Source organism: Lentilitoribacter sp. JB5-8 (genome assembly GCF_055693385.1).
Window position 1 is genome coordinate 2,198,319 of the sequence record NZ_CM146332.1, and the last position, 19,113, is coordinate 2,217,431.

General features: G+C 43.7%; 19 protein-coding genes. 9 read left to right on the forward strand and 10 right to left on the reverse strand.

Annotated elements, in window-relative coordinates; all coding sequences use genetic code 11:
- Positions 1–599: 599 nt before the first annotated feature.
- Complete coding sequence (locus tag ACZ1GZ_RS10750) at positions 600–4,085, forward strand: indolepyruvate ferredoxin oxidoreductase family protein (RefSeq protein WP_472664875.1); 3,486 nt, start codon at positions 600–602, stop codon at positions 4,083–4,085.
- A gap of 96 nt (positions 4,086–4,181) precedes the next feature.
- Here ACZ1GZ_RS10750 and ACZ1GZ_RS10755 read toward each other — a convergent pair whose 3' ends face one another.
- The 3 genes from ACZ1GZ_RS10755 to ACZ1GZ_RS10765 all read right to left on the reverse strand — a co-directional run bounded on the left by ACZ1GZ_RS10755 (position 4,182) and on the right by ACZ1GZ_RS10765 (position 6,891).
- Complete coding sequence (locus ACZ1GZ_RS10755; RefSeq protein WP_472664876.1) at positions 4,182–4,475, reverse strand: hypothetical protein; 294 nt, start codon at positions 4,473–4,475, stop codon at positions 4,182–4,184.
- Positions 4,476–4,784: 309 nt separating this feature from the next.
- Entirely contained in the window at positions 4,785–6,311 is a 1,527-nt protein-coding gene (locus ACZ1GZ_RS10760; RefSeq protein ID WP_472664877.1) for an FMN-binding glutamate synthase family protein, read from the reverse strand.
- A 169-nt stretch (positions 6,312–6,480) separates the two neighbouring features.
- Positions 6,481–6,891 (reverse strand): universal stress protein, encoded by a 411-nt coding sequence (locus tag ACZ1GZ_RS10765; RefSeq protein ID WP_472664878.1) that lies wholly within the window; start codon positions 6,889–6,891, stop codon positions 6,481–6,483.
- Between the two features lie 221 nt (positions 6,892–7,112).
- Here ACZ1GZ_RS10765 and ACZ1GZ_RS10770 point away from each other — a divergent pair, with 221 nt between their 5' ends.
- The 4 genes from ACZ1GZ_RS10770 to ACZ1GZ_RS10785 all read left to right on the forward strand — a co-directional run bounded on the left by ACZ1GZ_RS10770 (position 7,113) and on the right by ACZ1GZ_RS10785 (position 9,593).
- Complete coding sequence (locus ACZ1GZ_RS10770) at positions 7,113–7,490, forward strand: ArsR/SmtB family transcription factor (RefSeq protein WP_472664879.1); 378 nt, start codon at positions 7,113–7,115, stop codon at positions 7,488–7,490.
- 1 nt (position 7,491) lies between these two features.
- On the forward strand, positions 7,492–7,917 hold the full coding sequence (locus tag ACZ1GZ_RS10775; RefSeq protein ID WP_472664880.1) for an SRPBCC family protein: 426 nt from the start codon (positions 7,492–7,494) through the stop codon (positions 7,915–7,917).
- A gap of 146 nt (positions 7,918–8,063) precedes the next feature.
- Complete coding sequence (locus tag ACZ1GZ_RS10780; protein ID WP_472664881.1) at positions 8,064–8,834, forward strand: NAD(P)H-dependent oxidoreductase; 771 nt, start codon at positions 8,064–8,066, stop codon at positions 8,832–8,834.
- A 6-nt stretch (positions 8,835–8,840) separates the two neighbouring features.
- On the forward strand, positions 8,841–9,593 hold the full coding sequence (locus ACZ1GZ_RS10785) for a YdcF family protein (RefSeq protein ID WP_472664882.1): 753 nt from the start codon (positions 8,841–8,843) through the stop codon (positions 9,591–9,593).
- Between the two features lie 12 nt (positions 9,594–9,605).
- Here the strand turns inward: ACZ1GZ_RS10785 and ACZ1GZ_RS10790 are convergent, their stop codons facing one another.
- Positions 9,606–10,748, reverse strand: a complete 1,143-nt coding sequence (locus tag ACZ1GZ_RS10790) for a DUF1036 domain-containing protein (RefSeq protein ID WP_472664883.1) — start codon at positions 10,746–10,748, stop codon at positions 9,606–9,608.
- Positions 10,749–10,916: 168 nt separating this feature from the next.
- Here ACZ1GZ_RS10790 and ilvA point away from each other — a divergent pair, with 168 nt between their 5' ends.
- Complete coding sequence (gene ilvA / locus ACZ1GZ_RS10795; protein WP_472664884.1) at positions 10,917–12,167, forward strand: threonine ammonia-lyase IlvA; 1,251 nt, start codon at positions 10,917–10,919, stop codon at positions 12,165–12,167.
- A 36-nt stretch (positions 12,168–12,203) separates the two neighbouring features.
- Here the strand turns inward: ilvA and ACZ1GZ_RS10800 are convergent, their stop codons facing one another.
- Together ACZ1GZ_RS10800 and ACZ1GZ_RS10805 are read right to left on the reverse strand one after the other, a co-directional pair.
- Positions 12,204–12,518: a Dabb family protein gene (locus tag ACZ1GZ_RS10800; RefSeq protein ID WP_472664885.1), complete on the reverse strand. Its 315-nt coding sequence runs from the start codon at positions 12,516–12,518 to the stop codon at positions 12,204–12,206.
- A gap of 40 nt (positions 12,519–12,558) precedes the next feature.
- Positions 12,559–13,308, reverse strand: a complete 750-nt coding sequence (locus tag ACZ1GZ_RS10805) for a methyltransferase domain-containing protein (RefSeq protein WP_472664886.1) — start codon at positions 13,306–13,308, stop codon at positions 12,559–12,561.
- A 143-nt stretch (positions 13,309–13,451) separates the two neighbouring features.
- Between ACZ1GZ_RS10805 and ACZ1GZ_RS10810 the strand changes: the two genes are divergently transcribed.
- Complete coding sequence (locus ACZ1GZ_RS10810) at positions 13,452–14,222, forward strand: SDR family NAD(P)-dependent oxidoreductase (protein WP_472664887.1); 771 nt, start codon at positions 13,452–13,454, stop codon at positions 14,220–14,222.
- Positions 14,223–14,274: 52 nt separating this feature from the next.
- Here the strand turns inward: ACZ1GZ_RS10810 and ACZ1GZ_RS10815 are convergent, their stop codons facing one another.
- The 4 genes from ACZ1GZ_RS10815 to ACZ1GZ_RS10830 form a co-directional block, all read right to left on the reverse strand.
- Positions 14,275–14,670 carry a YybH family protein gene (locus ACZ1GZ_RS10815; protein ID WP_472664888.1) on the reverse strand — a complete coding sequence of 132 codons (396 nt, stop codon included), beginning with the start codon at positions 14,668–14,670 and terminating at the stop codon, positions 14,275–14,277.
- 176 nt (positions 14,671–14,846) lie between these two features.
- Positions 14,847–15,668, reverse strand: a complete 822-nt coding sequence (locus tag ACZ1GZ_RS10820; RefSeq protein ID WP_472664889.1) for an RNA polymerase sigma factor — start codon at positions 15,666–15,668, stop codon at positions 14,847–14,849.
- A gap of 112 nt (positions 15,669–15,780) precedes the next feature.
- Entirely contained in the window at positions 15,781–16,794 is a 1,014-nt protein-coding gene (locus ACZ1GZ_RS10825; RefSeq protein ID WP_472664890.1) for a LuxR C-terminal-related transcriptional regulator, read from the reverse strand.
- Positions 16,795–17,025, reverse strand: coding sequence for a hypothetical protein (locus ACZ1GZ_RS10830; protein WP_472664891.1), 231 nt, complete (start codon positions 17,023–17,025; stop codon positions 16,795–16,797).
- A gap of 306 nt (positions 17,026–17,331) precedes the next feature.
- Between ACZ1GZ_RS10830 and ACZ1GZ_RS10835 the strand changes: the two genes are divergently transcribed.
- Both ACZ1GZ_RS10835 and ACZ1GZ_RS10840 read left to right on the forward strand, forming a co-directional pair.
- Complete coding sequence (locus ACZ1GZ_RS10835; protein ID WP_472664892.1) at positions 17,332–17,943, forward strand: TetR/AcrR family transcriptional regulator; 612 nt, start codon at positions 17,332–17,334, stop codon at positions 17,941–17,943.
- A 27-nt stretch (positions 17,944–17,970) separates the two neighbouring features.
- On the forward strand, positions 17,971–19,110 hold the full coding sequence (locus ACZ1GZ_RS10840; protein ID WP_472664893.1) for an amidohydrolase: 1,140 nt from the start codon (positions 17,971–17,973) through the stop codon (positions 19,108–19,110).
- The last annotated feature ends 3 nt before the right edge of the window (positions 19,111–19,113 follow it).

A 19,113-nucleotide genomic window follows, 5' to 3' on the forward strand; every position in this document is an offset into this window, starting at 1 on the left:
GTGGTGCAATAAAGTTTTGTGGCGCACCGTAATGTTTCATTTAGTTTGTTTCATCGAAAGCTCGTGATCATGGTTTGTGGCCGGAAGATCCGAGTGCCGTATGGCGTTTCGATGAAAGGAATATAGGCCCGATTTTTGTGTTTGCAAATACAAATCCAGTGCACAAAAATGTGATCAATCAGACGGGGCAAAAGTCTTGAAATGATGATTTCGGTCCTCAGAATTCGAAAAAGCGTTTAAAACCAATTATTAGGCGAAATAGGTAATTTATACTATTTGACATAAACCCCATTTTACACGCTGTTTTTGCATTGAAAAAAGTTTTTTAAGTAATTTTTTTTCGATTAAATGACGATTGGATTGTGGTAAATTGTGAGCGATTTAATGTTCCTAATGAGAATATTCTCTAAAATCTGCGACTAAATGGCATAATTGATCATGCGATCAAAAAAATGATTCCATCTAAACAACACATGATTTGTCAGAAATGTCAGATGCTGCAGTTTGGATGTTGAAAGGTGCTTTGTGCGATAGAAAATTGAGGCTTTTACTTGCTGGTGCTCGGCTAATTTGCTTATGTGGAAGAAGTTGGAGGAAACATGCTGCATAAACCAGATTTAAGAGATGTCGATTTAAACGATAAGTTTGATATCCAATCAGAACAAGTCTTTCTTAACGGTACACAAGCACTCATTCGCTTATGTCTTGCTCAAAGTCATATTGATGCAAAAAATGGCTTGAACACGGCGGGTTACATTTCTGGTTATCGCGGCTCCCCGTTAGGCGCTTTAGATCAACAATTTTCCAAAGCAAAACCTTTGTTAGAAGCACGCAATATCATATTTGAAGCAGGACTTAACGAAGACCTCGCTGCTACAGCTTTATGGGGCACGCAGCAGGCTGAGCTCCGCGGTGAGGGCAAATATGATGGCGTGTTTGGAATTTGGTATGGCAAGGGGCCGGGAGTAGATCGCTCAGGTGATGCGCTTCGGCACGGAAATCTTGCTGGATCATCCAAGCATGGCGGTGTGTTAGTCGTCATGGGTGACGACCATACATGCGAGAGTTCCACCACATGCCACCAAAGCGAATTTGCAATGGCCGATGCCATGATCCCTGTCCTTAATCCTGCAGGTGTGGGTGAAATTTTAGATTATGGTCTGCATGGCTGGGCGATGTCGAGATTTGCCGGGGTTTGGTGTGGGCTTAAATGTGTAAAGGATAATGTCGAATCAACATCTTCAATCACCCACAGATATGAAGAATTTGAGCCTGTCCTGCCTGATTTTGATATGCCGGAGCAGGGGCTCAATATTCAAATGGGTGATACGCCTCAATCGCGTGAAACCATTCTTCACCGATATCGACTTGATGCGGTTCGGGCCTACACGCGTGCAAATCAGCTCGATAAGGTCATCTATCGCGGTGGAGACAAACCGCGCATTGGTATTATAACGACGGGTAAATCCTATATGGATACGTTGCAGGCGCTTGAAGCCCTGGGAATTGACGAGGCACAAGCTGATAAGTTGGGGCTTGCGATCTACAAGGTAGCTGTTACATGGCCTTTAGAGCCTCAAGGTGTTGGCAACTTTGCTCAAAACCTTGAACACATCATCGTTGTTGAAGAAAAACGTGCGCTAATCGAAGATCAATTGAAAACAATCCTATATGATTTACCGATCCGACCGCAGATTACTGGCAAAAAAGATGCACAAGGCCATATCCAACTGCAATCTGAGATGGATTTATCGCCAGTTCAAATCGCAATTGTGATCGGCAGTAATCTCCTCGCGCTTAAAAAGAATAAAAAGCTATCAGATCGCGTGTCAGAACTTCGCCAATTGCGTCATCGAGAGATTGCAACACTACCAATCGATCGAGGCTTGTTTTTCTGTGCAGGATGCCCGCACAACACCTCCACCAAAGTGCCAAAGGGTTCGCGCGCCTATGCTGGAATTGGTTGTCACACAATGGTTATTATGATGGATCGGCAAACCAATGCTTACACGCATATGGGTGCAGAAGGTAGTAATTGGATTGGTGAAAGCAAGTTTTCTAAAACCAGACATGTGTTCCAAAATTTAGGAGATGGCACTTATAATCATTCCGGTATTTTGGCTATGCGGGCCGCCGTCGCATCGAATACGACCATTACCTATAAGCTTTTGTATAATGATGCTGTAGCACTGACCGGTGGGCAAGCAATGGATGGTGAGGTTGATGTCTATCGTATAGCAAATGAGATTTCAGCTATTGGTGTTGAAAAGCTAGCTTTTGTGGGCGATGAGTTGGCACGCATCAATACCGGGCGTTTGCCCCATGGTGTTAAAGTCTATCCACGAGATGAGCTTGACGCGGTTCAACGTGAACTAGCGGCGATAGACGGTGTTACCGCTTTGATCTATGACCAAACCTGCGCATCGGAAAAACGCCGCCGTAGGAAACGCGGCATCATGGATCCAATTGATAAAGGCGTTGATAAGCACGTTTTCATCAATGAAGACGTATGTGAAGGATGCGGTGATTGTGGTGTTGCGTCCAATTGCGTTGCTGTTCAACCAGTTGAAACTGAATTTGGGCGCAAGCGTAAAATCGATCAGTTTAGTTGCAACAAAGATTTTTCCTGCATTGATGGTTTTTGTCCCAGTTTTGTAACTGTTTCAGGGGCAAAGCTTAAAAAGGCACAGGCAAGAGTGGGTAAATCTAAACCGATTGTTGAACCCGCTATCTCGGTTTCTCTTGATCAGCCATATTCGGTGCTGATCACCGGCGTGGGTGGCACAGGCATCGTGACAATTGGTGCGATACTCGGCATGGCAGCGCATCTAGAAGGCAAAGGTTGTGGTATTATCGATATGGCAGGCCTTGCCCAAAAGGGTGGTTCTGTCACCACGCATTTAAAGCTTGCCGCGAGCCCATCTGAAATTAAGACCATTCGCGTCGCAGAAGGTGGTGCAGATTTGCTTCTTGGCGGAGATTTAATCGTAAGTTCGGGACAAAAAGTCTTGGGAATGCTTAATCCAAACAGCAAAGCTTTGGTCAATGCGCACGAATTTATGCCAGGTGACTTTACAATGCAGCCTGATTTGCAAATGCCCTCTGCGTTAATGCATCAACGCCTAAAAGACGCCGTGTTAGACGGTAATCTTACGAGCGTGAACTCCAGTGATCTGGCATTGAAACTTTTTGGTGATGCGATTGCATCCAACATGTTCATCGTCGGGGTCGCTTATCAAAATGGATTGCTACCTTTATCGCGTGATGCGATATTTAAGGCTATTGAGCTGAACGGGGTTGCTATTGAGCTGAATAAACAAGCCTTTGATAAAGGGCGCCAATGGGTTGTTGAGCCTAAAGTGGTTGAACAAGAGGCTGGTATCGATCGAACTGTAAAGCCAAAAGCTGCAACAAAAACTCTCGATGAATTGATTAAACATCGCGCTGAAATTTTGATTGATTATCAGAATAAGGCCTATTCAGATCGTTATTTGAAGATGGTTGATCAAATTCACGCCGTGGATCAATCCAAGGACAAAGCCTTAACGCATGCCGTTGCGAAATACGCTTTTAAATTAATGGCCTATAAGGATGAGTATGAAGTTGCGCGTTTATATTCCAGCGGCGGATTTGCCCGCGCATTAAAGCGACAATTTACTGCAAGCGATAAGGATTATAAACTTACCTATCATCTGGCACCGCCATTCTTATCGAAACCAGATCCGATAACAGGTAAAATCAAAAAGCGCGAATTTGGTCCATGGATCATGCCTATATTTCGGGTGCTGGCAAAATTTAAAGGTCTGCGCGGAAGCAAATTGGACATCTTTGGATATTCAAATGAACGAAAAATTGAACGTAATTTAATCGTTAATTATCAAGAAGATGTAAGCGTTATTTCAAGTAAAAACAGTGAGCTTAATTTTGATGCTGCTCTCGCATTGTTGCAATTGCCAGAACATATTCGCGGATTTGGACATGTGAAGCAAAAGTCAATTGATACAGCTATGCAAAAACGGGTTGAGCTGATTGCCGAGCTTAATGCACTTAATGCCAATGTGCAGGCAAACGAGCCAGCAGAGTAATCCGCATTATGAAGCACAAAAAAGGCCTGCGGGGTTGCACAGCAGGCCTTTTGCGCTTTTGCTATCGACTTTCGTCAATAAAGCGAGAAATTGTTATTAAGCTGCGACTTTCAACGAGCTACCTGAGACGAAAACTGTTTTGGTTTTGCGTGGTGTATGCTCAGATCGGTTTGCCAAATATGTCTCAAAATGCTCGCGAGATGGCTTGCGAAACGCAGTTTCAAGCTCTCTTTGTTGAGCTGCAACTGGATTATAAGGCGATGCCGAGTGGCCTTTTTGATAGAACTGCATGTCCAAATTATGCTTAGCTTTCCGCTTTGCTGTTTGTCCAGATCCCAAGCGTTCGATAAATTCAGCGATACGCTCTATTGTCGACTTTTGATAGATCATTTTCTTGCTTCCCTGTGAGATGCCCAATCTGTTTTTTCTTCGGGTTCATTGAAACAAGTATGGCAAACAAGCGCAAAAGTAGCGTTAATGTGCGTACTCGTTTTGCCAACAGGCTTAATAGCGACTTAATGCGATGTGTAATTTATTGAAATAATACAACTTTCTGCAACTCAAGTTTACAGCAATGATGTGATCAAGTTGTGCAAGGTAAAATAGATATAGTAGAAATACCTATTGATGTTAATAAAAACCGGTTCACAAAATTGCGCATTTTTGCGTCACAATTATCGAAATGCACAAGTAACTGAGTTAGTTTGTGTATTCAGGTTTTGTCTCAGGTTCAGGATAAAGGTCATTCATAGGTATGGATTTTCCATTGTCCTGCATGACACGCACATGTTTTCGTTTCAGTAACCGAGGGCGCCCAACACCGCAAGAATGAGAAATTATCTCAACCTCATGCACAAGATTCTTGTGATAATTAGCCACGCGCACCGCTTTATCTTCAGGGTCAAGACCGCGCTGAAGGCGTTTGTTGTGAGTTGTAATTCCTGTGGGGCAGGTGTTTTTATTACATTTGAGCGCCTGAATACACCCAAGTGAGAACATAAATCCACGTGCTGAGGTGACAAAATCAGCGCCAGTCGCGATTGCCCAGGCGACTTCAGATGGATTTATCAGTTTGCCGCCGACAATTACGCGAATGCGTTCGCGAAGGCCGTATTTGCATAAAATATCGACCGTTGCGGGCAGAGATTCGCGGATCGTTAGGCCGACATTATCCATCAACGGCATGGGGGCCGCACCTGTGCCGCCATCCCCTGAATCGATGGTGAAGAAATCTGGCGCATGTTCAATTCCCCGTTTGTGAATCTCTACGCACATGTCCTCAATCCAACTAAATTCCCCAATAACAGCTTTAAACCCAACCGGTTTGCCGGTGACGCGTTGTATGCGGTTGATGACATCCAACATATCTTCAGCTGTACTAATATCAGGATGGCGGTTGGGTGAAATTGATGCTTCGCCGACTTCGATGCCGCGAATTTTAGCAATTTGCTCAGTGACCTTGACCGCAGGCAGGATGCCGCCTTTACCGGGCTTGGCACCCTGGCTCATTTTAAGCTCGAACATTTTGATCTGCGGATGGGCTGCAACTTCTTTTAATTTCTCATCACTTAAGTTGCCATGCTTGTCACGCACGCCATATTTTGCCGTTCCGATTTGAAAGACGATATCTGCACCGCTTTCAAGGTGATGAGGTGCAACACCGCCTTCACCAGTATTGAGCCAGCAATTGGCCATTTTCGCGCCATGCGAAAGTGCGCGCACCGCAGGGCCGGACAACGCGCCGTAACTCATGCCGGAAATATTGAAAAAGCTCGGGGCATCATAGGGCGTTTTGGCATAAGGGCCAATTTTCAGGGATTGCACCATGTCTGCTTCTTCATCAAGTGCTGGGAAAGGGGAGTTTACAAAAATAGATGTGCCGGGCGGCGTTAGGTTCTTTGTCGAGCCAAATGCAATCGTGTTGCTCTTTCCCTTGGCAGCACGATCAACCCAATCGCGTTCAGCGCGGTTAAACGGCATTTCTTCGCGGTCCATTGCAAAAAAGTACTGGCGAAAGAACTCGCCCAACTCAGAAAACAGATATCGAAAGCGGCCCAAAACAGGATAATTACGTCGCACAGCGTCAGCTGATTGCGTTATGTCAATGATGAACATGACGACGATGATCGCAAAAACAACACCCAGTGCCACAACAAATAATGTCGACAACAAATCGAGTACGCTAATTACAAAAAGCGCAAAAGGGCTTTCCATCATGATGTCCATAGTTTGACCTCCCAATAAGACTCAACTGCTTTTCTAAGCTTATGTGTCAGGGATTACGAGATCAATTGGAAATGAAAGTTTTGTGAATGTCGGTTGATGAAGATCAAGCTGATTTTTGTGTGATGACGCCGATCAAACAATCGACGCCATTTTTTCACACGCTATACCACTATCGAATGACCAGTACCGAGCATTTTGCATGGCGCACAACGCGCGCAGCTGTTGAGCCGATTAAATAGTCCATCAATTCAGGTTTATGAGAGGCCATAATAATGAGATCGGCGCCAGTCTCTTCGGCAAAATCTAGAATTGCTGGCCCTGGTTTACCACGCAGGATATCGAACCCCGCTTTTATGCCTTCATTTTTGACTATGTTCTCAAGATGATCTTGTGCGGTCACCAAATGCTTTGCAGCATAATTTTCTGGTAAATCAAACTCAACATAAGTCGGGATATCTTCAACCACGTTGATCAAAGTAATTTTCCCATTCTTACTAATGAGTTTCGCAGCGCGTTTAAGGTTATCCTTGGCGCGTGCAATGTCGGCAAGGTCCACTGGTATCAAGATGTTACTAAACATGTTGTCTCCTTTGCTGTTGTTTTAAAATTAAAAAAATGAGAGCCAAAACACCTTGATCTGGGTCAAAAACTTCAAAAAATCCTTTGCTTTGCTGATAATTTGAAAATTTTGATGTTCTCACTGAGAAAATTGAAAAAATATCAGATGGACCTTGACATAATACCAAAAGGTATTATAACTAAAAATGAAACCAAAAGGTATTATATAAATTGAGGTGCACAATGATCACTGAATTGACGTCTGATAAAGTCTCAAGTTCCCAATTATATGAAACGCAAGGTGCATTCCGTGCACTTTCAGATCCCACACGTCGCGGCATATTAATGCTTCTTTCTGAGCGCGATATGACGATTGGCGATGTCTCAGAACATTTCGATATCACGCGTGCTGCGGTCAAAAAACATCTCAATATATTAGAAGAGGGTGCATTGATTTCCGTCCATTCGAGCGGGCGTGAGCGGATTAATAAGCTTGAACCTTTGGGCCTGAAATCTGCTGTCGATTGGCTCAACTATTTCAATCAATTCTGGGATCAAAAGCTATCTGCTTTGCAGCAAGCTGTTGAAAATGAGCAAAATAATCAAGAAGAGGAAAAGTAACATGACATCAACGACGATACAAAAAACAGTGTTTTTCAATGCCAAGCCGGAAGTCGTTTTTAGCTTTCTAACCGATAAAGACAAACTTGGAACCTGGTATCATCCAGCACGGGCCAGTTTGGTGGAAGGTGAAGCGTATGAATTGATTGAAACTGCTGAAGATGGCACCGAAAAAGCCATTATCACCGGTAAAGTTCTTGAGATGTCATCTCCTCATAAACTTGTCACGACATTCGTCATCGGCCCATTTGGTGACAATTCAACCACGCTGACTTGGGTGCTCGAAGCATTTGCCGATGGCACGAGGTTATCGCTGAAACATGAGGGTATTGCGGAAGCTGTGGGTGAGGGCGCAATAGGGCTACTTATGGCTTTGGACAAAGGTTGGGACGAACATTTTGCAACATTGCGCACAAGCGTCGTCTAAGCTTTTTATCTGAATGAAATTAAACACCTGCTTTTTACCAAAGCGGGTGTTTTGCTGTCTTGGTTGATGTTAATGTGCGGCAAATCAAATCTCTGCTGCAAGGCTGGATATATGGCCGGATAAGAGGCCAAACACAAAGGTATAAAATGCCAACCACGCTTATAGTCACAGCTCACCCTGAACCAAACTCATTTACAAATGCCTGGGCCCGCGCGAGCGCAAAAGCATCTGCGGAGATAGGACATAAGGTCTTGTGGTCTGATCTTTATGCAATGGAGTTTGATCCAGTGGACCGGCCAGCGCTTTTTGCTAATCATAAACCTGGTGAGCATTTCGATATTCTCAAGGCGCAGGATATGGCGAGTGAAAACAATAATTTTGCCAATGACGTTGCCATCGAACAGGATAAAGTGCGTCAGGCTGACCGTATCATATTTCACTACCCAATTTGGTGGTTTAAGGAGCCTGCAATTTTAAAAGGTTGGTGCGATCGAGTGCTTGCTAGCAGCGAGATGCACACCGTGGATGAGCGCTATGATCAAGGTCGCTTTAAATTTACCCGCGCATTGTTTTGCGTCAATACCGGTGCCAATGCGCATGAATGCGCGCCTGATGGCAAAGAAGGGGATCTTGAAATGTTGTTATGGCCCATGGCGCATACCTTGCGCTATTTGGGAATGACAACGATGAAACCCGTTTGCGCTCATGGTGTCCATTCATACCATGAGGGAGAGACGAAGCTGGATTTAGAGCAACGCCTAAAAGACATCATAGATGATCAAATCAATGTCATCCGCGATTTTGACAACCGTGATATCATCCGCTTCAACGCAGATGATGATTTTGATAACAATGGCAGCCTAAAATCAGATGCAGAAAGCTATTCAGCTTTTGTTCGGCACCAAGAAGATAATTAAGTCCCTATGTCTATCTACCTACACAAAATTCTACCTATTCTCATCTCGCCGCTCTTTGTGATAATGGCGGTGTTGCTGCTCGCTGTGTGGTGGAAACGGAGAAGACTGGTCCTTTTGGCAATCATGTCATTGTGGGTGCTCTCGATGCCGATAACTGGTCAGTATTTAATGGCGCAGCTTGAAAAAGGGATGGTTCTAAAACAAGTAAATACACTGCCAAAAGCCGATGCGATTGTCGTGCTAAGTGGCATTTTAACAACTGTTGAAGGCGAGGGCGGCTTGCAAACAGAATGGCTTGACCCAGATAGGTTTTTTGCTGGGATTGCCCTTTATAAAGCTGGCAAAGCGCCAAATCTTGTTTTCACACGAGGGCAATTACCCTGGACGGATCAAAGTGTACCTGAAGGGGATTATCTTAAAGCAAAAGCCATTGAAGCTGGCATTGCAGAAACCGCCATCCTTTTAACCGATATTGTTGAAAATACCGAAGAAGAAGCCATTGCAACGCGTGGATTGCTGCAATCTAAGCCGGATGCCTCAATCCTGCTTGTAACATCGGCATTTCATATGCCACGGGCGATGGCCGTCTTTAAAGCCCGGGGATTGAACGTTACGCCTTATCCGGTTGACTTTAAATCACGCGTTGAAGCAACCACCTTTATGTCTTATTTGCCAAGTGCTGGTGCTCTCACGCAGACGTCGTTATTTGTGCGTGAGATGCTCGGTCGCGCTTATTACGGCGTTAAAACGTCCCTATAATACGCGTTTTGATTAATTCGGAGTTGTATCGCGTACATATTCTAAAATATTACCTCTTGGTAGATACATAAACACCAATTTGTTGTCAGAAATGTCGATGATACCGTAGCAATAAATGTCTTCCGGGCTGTTATAATCATTGATCTGAACAAGCGTTTCACCAGTTATTCGTACGCTGGCATCAGCACATTCCTTGGTAAAGCTTACATCGCCTTCACCTTCAAAATCGCCATCATATTCATCCCATTTTTTAAAGTCCGAGGTAAAACGCACAACGCTTTTTGGATCTTCGACAGAGCGCCAGTCACCCACAATTGAGTTCATAAGCTTTTGCTCAGCGCTCAGTGCAACAGCTGAATAACGTCTTAAAGTGACTTCAGCTGTGATATCGCCAAAACTAACGATATCACCTTCGATCTGGTAATTGTTATTCAATGTTAAACTTGCAATTTCATTCATCAGCGATTTTGGCGTCTTGCCATCATCAATTACGGCATAGCGCCAACCATCGGTTTCAAAAGTACAAATATAAGGGCCGCTATCTGTGTCACACCCACGGAAAATGCCGGTTATTGTGTAGGGTTCCCCAAAAGTGCCAGGTGCTGCGATTTCCGGCTCAGGCTCAGGCTGGGGCTCAGGTTGGGGTGCAGGTTTCGTTTTGGCTGCTTGCTTAGCCGGAGTTTTCCCATCAGCAGCAACACGGGGTTCATCGTAAACATTTTCACTGTTCAAAGTTAAGCGAAAACCAAGCGTACCTTTAGCAAGCTTTAATTCACGGAAAAAACTTTTGTCAAAACCCCGGTTCTCACAATCCTCGTCGCCAACGATCGTAAACACATCACTTTGGGTGCAAAATGAGTAATTTCCCGGGTCGAATTCGCCGCCTTTATGAACCGCGCGATAGTAATAAAATGAGCTTGATAACTCCTGTTTAATAAAAGTTTTGCAATCACCAACATCAAGCTTCCACCAGCCTTCTGATGTCCATCCTTCTTTGGTTTTATAGCCAATTGCCACATCACGCTGTAATTCGGTTTCATTGCATATTTCAAGCTTCGCATGTGCTTGATTTGACGTGGATAATAAGACCGATAGTGATGCTGCGATAAGCAAAATCGGAAGCGCCAGAATGGCATAAAGACGATAAAATTTCATAAGATAGACCCCAGTTCGAAGCGCATATTATGGATGCCCAAGGTCCGCGTCAATATAACGGCAAGTTCACATTCTTGATAAAATCTCGTTTGTTGCTTGCCATGCGATTCCCAGCTCTTTAGAATCTCGTAACTTGATTTGATTTGATAAAAGCAAGGCGCAATTTCCATGTCTGAATTTATAAATAGCGTTCAAGCAGCTGAACGAGAACTTCGCGTGCTATTTCCTCCAACACCCTTGCAAAAAAATGAGCATCTTTCAAAGCAATATCAGGCTGATATTTATTTAAAACGCGAAGATTTATCACCTGTTAGATCTTATAAAATTCGTGGGGCTTTTAATGCGATGCGCAAGGCGCTTGCCCAAGAACCGGATCTGAAGACATTTGTCTGCGCCTCTGCCGGTAATCATGCCCAAGGCCTCGCTTTTGCCTGTAAGCATTTTGGCATGCGTGGGGTGATTTTTATGCCGGTGACAACCCCTGAGCAAAAGATCAACAAAACTACGATTTTCGGCGGTGGACAGGTAGAAATTATGCTCGTTGGCGATTATTTTGACGACACTTTGCAAGCTGCGCAAGATTTTTGCCGGCGCGAGGGTGCACGGTTTTTGCCACCTTATGATGATCATGACGTCATTGAAGGGCAGGCAACCGTCGGCGCAGAAATCATGACCCAATTGGATGATCAGGCACCTGATATGATTGTTGTTCCTGTCGGTGGCGGTGGTTTGTCTGCCGGATTGGTGCGTTATTTAGGACAACGAGAAACCAATATAGATTTCCGGTTTACCGAGCCCTCCGGCGGAAGAAGCTTATATTCAGCACTGAAGGCGGGTCAGCTTGTGACACTAACGCATGTCGATAATTTTGTTGATGGCGCTGCAGTGGCACGCATAGGTGATAAAAACTTTGAGATTTTAAAAGACATTTCCGCAGATCATGTCCTCGGTATTGATGAAAAGCGACTTTGCTCAACAATCGTGGAAATGTTGAACATTGAAGGTATTGTGCTTGAACCAGCAGGCGCGCTAACCGTGGATGCATTACGTGACTTAAAAGATGAAATCAAAGGTAAGAAGATCGTCTGTGTGACCTCAGGTGGGAATTTCGATTTCGAACGCTTACCTGATGTGAAAGAGCGAGCCATGCGTTATGAAGGGCGAAAGAAATACTTTATTTTGCGCCTTCCGCAACGCCCGGGCGCATTAAAGGATTTTCTAAATCTCTTGGGTCCAGACGACGATATCGCTCGATTTGAATATCTTAAAAAATCCGCACGAAATTTTGGTGCAGTTCTTATCGGTATTGAGACGAAAAATCCCGATGGCTTTCCCTCACTTTTCGCGCGGCTCAATGATAATGGCTTTTCGTTTCAGGATATTACTGACAACGATATGCTTTCCGAAATCTTGGTCTAATGGTGGGGTTTTAAGTCCGATGACGCGAACAGCCGATTAGGCGATTTCCATATCATAAACCAAAATTCCGTTAGCTCCGCCTTGACTTGCGGCAACAAGCTTTGCCCCGACAGCCTTGTGTTCGGGCGCATCAAGATAGATATCGCGTGATTTTGCGCTATCAAAATCTATAATAAATCCATCTGAAAAACCCTTATCCATGCCAATTTCAGGGCTTGAATTTTGTTTTGCATCAAATTTCAAAATGCCTGGCAATATATCACCCAAAGCTGCAAGCTCGCCGTAGAGCGATTGTTTTTGATCTTCACTGACATCGGAGTTGAACTTCAAAAATACACAATGTCTGATCATTATTTTTACCTTTGCCGCGCGTTGATTTTAAGTTGCTGACTTAAAGTGCTGCCATTTTCGTAATGCGAGCTGTTATCGGCCAACGAACCAAATGGGTTTGCCCATCAGGCCAGCTTAACCTTAGCTCCTGAGAATATGCCTCAAAGAGTTTTAATTCACCAGCCTCGATTGCTTTTCTTTTAGCAGACCAGGTGTCGATATAGTTTAAAAATTGCTCGCGGGTCCAAACGCGTTCAATCGCCAAAGATGTGAAATCCAATTCCTCAAATGGGAAATACAAATCCTGATATCCACTTTCGACATGTTTGCGGCCAGCGGGCCAAAAATGATAAATATCTTGCCAATAAAATTTATCAAACCGATTGCCAATTGGCCCTTCAATTTCAGGCACACCATAAGAAATCAGAGCTAAAATACCGTTGGGACGTGAAATTCGAGCAACTTCTTTGTAAAATGCTTCAATATCAAACCAATGAGCAGCCTGAGCGGCAACGATCAGATCCGCCGAACTTGATTTTAAATCGGTCTTTTCTGCGCTTTTTACATCGTAGATAATGTTATCGCGGTGTTCAGCACTTGCAATTTGGCTTTCACTTGGGTCCAGTGCTGTTACTTGGTCAAATTGTTCAGCTAACAGTGTGGATAATTGTCCCGTCCCACAACCAATATCAACAGCGTGATTTTGAAATTCACATAGTTTAGCAAGTTCTATCGCGAGACTATCAGGGTAGGTTGGACGTGAAAGCGCGTAATTTGCACCGCCTTCTTCGAAGTGATTATTTTGCGCCATGAATAAAACCGTTTCATCGTTGATGCAGCAATAAATTGCTTGGGATAAACATGCAAGCCAAGTGTTGATTAGATCAACTATTGATATGTTGTTATGGGTAACATAACTAAGCTCATAAGATCTCGTTAAAAGGACCAATTGGCATGCTTGATAATTTTGCAAACTATCCCAGTCTGAAAGATAAAACCGTCATCATTACAGGCGGCTCTCAAGGCATTGGCATGGAAATGGTCAAAGCATTTGCTCAGCAAGGATCCAAGGTTGGTATTGTCGATCTAGACCTTGAAGGCGCTGAAAAACTGGCGGCTGAATATGGTCCCCAATATGGTGCTGAAATTGTTTGCGAAAAATGTGATTTGCGCGATATTGAACAGCTTAAAACAGCTTTTGGTAATATCAAGTCCAAGATCGGCGGTGCAGACGTTTTGGTCAACAATGCGGCTCGAGATGATCGTCATGGCTGGCGTGATGTTACTTCGGAATATTTTGATGAGCGTATTGCAACTAATGTTAAGCACCAATTATTTGCCATTCAGGCAGTGGCCCAAGATATGATAGATGCAGGCGGCGGGTCGATCATTAATATGGGGTCAAACTCTTGGTGGGAGAAGGGTGGTGAATTTCCAGCCTATACAATGTCAAAAGCCGCTGTGCATGGTTTGACCCGTGGCATGGCAAATGAATTGGGGCCGCATCGCATTCGGGTAAATTGCGTTGTACCCGGTTGGATCATGACAGATCGTCAAAAAGAACTTTGGGCGACGCCAGAAGGGCTTGAAAACCATCGTAAAAACCAGTGCTTGCCCGATTTAATCGAGCCGGTTTATGTCGCACGAATGGTGTTGTTTTTAGCGTCCGATGATGCCGCAATGTGTACCGCGAACAATTATATGGTTGAAGCAGGTTCAATCTAGTTTGGCAAATTATATGGCCGCCCAATTTTGAGCGGCCATGATGCTGATGAAGCTATTTGTTTTCCATCAAAATTTGGCCATGAGGATTATCAATCACCATGCGCCAAGAGCCATCTGGTTGTTTACGTAACACAGCAACTGAAAGCCCGGATTGTGCGATCTCAGTGCCATCAGGTGCTTTGCCCTTCATTTGCCATGGCGCGATATGAAGCGCAATATTACCCGTCACAATCACATCATGACCTGAATATGTGAATGCAGGGTTCATCTGAAAAGCGCCTTCAAACATTTGGCGAATTTGATCCATATCAGAGGCTGGTTTATTGGGTTCAAACACCACAGTAGCTTGCGCTTCATATGAGCCCATCACGCCCTTGATGTCACCTTTATGAAAGGCCTCTGTCATGTTTTCAATTGTTGAATATACGTCTTTTTCTGTTTGATTCATTTTCTGAATATCTCCTGCATAAGTTATTGAATTTGATAAAAATAATACCGTTGTAATTGTGGGTATTAGTGCTTTAAACTTCATAGTTTTCCTCTGGGTTTTGGGCATAGCTCTGCCAGTTCGCTGAAACGTTGTTTCAGCAAATTTCAGGTTTGTGTTTAGGGGGTATTTACGCGTTAAGTTGTTTCAACAATGGCTATGATCTTTTGAGCCAGATCAACAGGTGGTTTAAAATTCGGCGTTGCATTTTGAAGTTTAAACACCATCAACTCATCAACCACATTATTGACTTGTTTTAGAACATCTAAATATTCTGGAGCGCCTTTGCCAGAATAGGTTATGTTGTTTGCATCCACGCGTTTGTTTTTAATGGCATCGGGCAATCGAGCCGGACAACTACATTTTGCTGTTGAATTGGCAATTCCGCATTTTTGTGAGGTGAAGCTAACGACCTCGCTTCGAGCTCGTGACAATCTTTTGCGATAATTTTCGGGGGTGATATCCAGTATTTCTGCAGCTTCTTTATGGTCAAACTCCAATATATCACCGAGCACGTATGCAAGGCGGTGTCTCAGATCAAGGCATAACAACATAGCCATTGTGCAGGATATGCGAAGTTCATTCAGCAATACTGCATGATCGGGTAAAGGCGAGGGGTCTGTAATGGCTGTTTGATCCAAGCCTGTTTCGAGCATCGTGCCAAACATGGGAAAGGTTAAACCTTGTTCGCGATTTTTAGCTTTCTTACTGTTGATTAGGTAATTGGTTGCAACACGATAAACCCAGGTTCGAAATGAACTTGCATGTTCAAATGTTGAAAGTTTGGTGATCACAATGATGAGAATTTCTTGCGTCGCATCTTGTGCGTGCTCGGGATCAACCAACATGCGCATAGACAAGTGGTAGATCTGATCTTGTATGGTGCTGACCAACTGCTCGAGCGCCAATTTATCGCCGCTCTTCGCCTTAATTACAAGATTGTTGATGTTATCAGTCAAAAAACAAACCTCTCAATTTCATATCTATAACATTAGACAATCGTTGAGAGGAATGTGTGACAAACTATTTTTAAATCAATTCTAACTAACTGATTTAACGAGAGTATTATTATTAGCCGTGATGCGCGCTTGCATTCATTAAGACGCGGACAAGAGCTGTTTGGCTGCGAACTCCTGTTTTGTCGAACATCCGCTGAAGATGTGTACGCGCTGTGCTGGCACTGATGTTCAAATTCTGTGATGCCTTGACCAAATCATGGCCCATCATGATTTCTGACGCCATGCGGCGCTGTGCGGAGGAAAGATTGAAAATTTTCATTGCAATATTTAACTGTTTTTCTTGGGTTTCTAAATCATCAAATGATAGCAGTAGCATGCCGTCTTGAAGCGAAATCCATAAAATGTGCGGTATATCGGTATATTCTTCATCCAAAACGAGCGGGATCGCCGCATGATTATCCAAGTCTGATCGAACAGCTGCTCGGATTTCCAAAATCGTCATTGCTGCTGCCTGCTTAAGTGTTTTAAGCAAAATCAGTTGATCAGATGTCTTCTTGGTGCGGATTGTACCATGTCGCTCGATGAGCACTGGGTGATCGATTAAGCCCGTGCGAGCTGCATCATTTATCCAAATAATTGTGCCATTTTCATCCAGTCTGATGATTGGACGATTGATATATTCAAGCAGCGCATCATATGAGCCCACATGAACAATTTTCCAAACGCCGTCATGCTTTTCTAATATGCGCAATTGGTGGCTAAGTCCCATGGTGACAAATAAATCATCATCTGGTGCGCTGAACTGGTCAAAGCTCATCCACGCCATATCGTCAGTCTTGCGTATTCTGATGTTTTCCCGTCGCACATTAGCAGCCGCTTGAGGATTGGGAATTGGGACTTGCGCCATCATGTCTTTGATCATTTTTGACGTAGCATCCCAACCCATTTGAACATCCATCCCACCGACACATGAGCCAAAACGGTTCAAATCTTCATGCTGAAACCAACAATCTGCCCATGCCTTAAAATCACGCTCATAAAACGCTTTACTCTCGCGTTTAATCAGCTCGATGATTTCAGCTTCATCAGCATCAAAATTATCCTGTATGATTGAATTAGGCTTCATCTATGATTTCACAATTGTGGCTGGTTGGTTGTTAAGTATTGGTTTTGAAGTTTGCTCATTGGCCATCACATTTAGACGTGAGATTACACGTTTAAACGTTTTGATTTTGTCAGTCAGGTTAAAACTATAACCAGCATGGGCTTCGTAATAGTCATCTTCAATTTTCGCTTTAGCATAGTCAATCTTGGGAGGATCGGAAACATGCGACATAGATATTTGTAATACAGACATTTTTAAACCTCGTTATCTTGGGAGAAAGATAGATGATGCATCATCATCGAGATCTTCAAGATAGCTCAGTTTGGTTTCCTCGTATGTCATCTGATTGGAGGACAAGGGGCAAAATAATTATCCCTCGTGATACTTAGATACAATGAGACCTTTATCAAAAATCAGAAAAATAATAAATGTACAGATCTGTTCAAATATGTACATTTTAAAATGAACTTTATCGTTCATAAATAATTGTTGAATATTTTAAAATCGAATGATATCAATAATATATAACTATACTGATTTGTTCATTTTGAGGTAAGTATGCGTCCATCAAAACGCGAAGAATTGATCGAAAAGTCGTTATTCGTTTTTGACCAAAAAGGCTTTCATGCAACGGGTATGGATCTGTTGTCGTCTGAAATTAATATGTCGAAGACGTCGATCTATAATCATTTCCGCACTAAGGAAGATCTCATTGTCGAAGTCCTGCGCCTCCAGGATGAACAGTTTCGCAATTGGTTATTCCGCCGTATGTATGACTTGGGAACAGCCAATCATGGCGGTCCGCGAGAGCAGCTTTTAGCGATGTTTGATGCATTGAATGAGTGGTTTGAGCATGAGAATTTCAATGGTTGTTTGTTTTTAAAAGCCTCTGGCGAATATCCCGAGCCATCGCACCCCATCCACCAGCAAGCCATTGAACACACGGAGATGTTGGAAATACACCTGTTTGCATTGGTCAAAAAAGCCAAGTTGCGCTTACCAGAAATGGTTACACGGCAGTTGCTAATATTAAAAGATGGCGCTGTTTCAGCCGCATTGGTAGGGCAGACTAAATCTGCGGCAAAAGACGCAAAATACGCAGCACAATGTTTGATCGATGCGCATGATACGAGCAAACGCAAGCCGGTTCAAACATCATTTGCTTTTTAAAATCTGTGTAAATTTTGGGATAGATCTATGAGTGAATTGTTAGAAGAGCTGATCAATCTGCGGCATGAACTCCATCAATTCCCAGAAGTATCAGGGCAGGAGGCTCAAACCGCTGAACGTATATTGTCTTGGCTTAAGACCTGTTCGCCAACAAAGGTTATATCTGGCCTAGGAGGTCACGGTATTGCAGTTGTTTTCGACAGCGGTCTACCTGGTCCAAGCGTCTTGTTTAGATGTGAACTGGATGCGTTGCCGATTTATGAAGTTGGACAACCCAGTTGGCGATCAAAACACGATGGCGTTGGGCACTTATGCGGTCATGATGGTCATATGTCCATTATGGCGGGGTTAGCGCGAATTTTTAGCGCAAACGGACCAAAATCGGGCCGCATTATCTTGTTGTTCCAACCCGCTGAAGAAGATGGTGCTGGTGCTCGTGCTGTTATTGCAGATGAAAAATTTGCCAGCATCAAACCAGATTACTCCTTTGCGTTACATAACTTACCGGGCATGCCGCTTCACCATGTGGGTATTAAGTCAGGACCTTTAAACTTTGCATCTGAAGGTTTGCGCATCGAATTAAGCGGAAAAACTTCCCATGCTTCCCATCCTGAAGATGGTATTAGTCCAGCAAAAGCAATAGCGACATTAATCGAGAAACTACCTTATTTACCGCAAAGCTTATCTCGTGATGAAAGCTCAGCACTTGTTACTGTTGTGCATGCAAACCTTGGGGTAAACGCCTTTGGCGTTGCACCTGGTGATGGCATGGTGATGGCGACACTTAGATCTATCGATAACGAGCTGCAAAGCGCGCTAATGGCGCATGCAAAAGAGTTAGCGCGACAAGAAGCAGATCGTCATGGATTGGAGATAAAACTCTCCAATGGTGAGAAGTTTTCGGCCTGTACAAATGATGGGCAAGCTACTGATTATATTCGTAAATCAGCGAAGAAGGCGGGATGCCAAATTGCCGAATTAACAAAGCCATATCGTTGGTCAGAAGATTTTGGACTGTTCGGTTCAGTTTCAAAATCTGCATTATTTGTTTTAGGTTCTGGAGAGAATTGCCCACAGTTACACAATCCAGATTACGATTTTCCGGATACGCTCATTCCAACAGCCATGCAGTTGTTTGAAAATATAGCCAGAGACCTATGCGGATAGGGT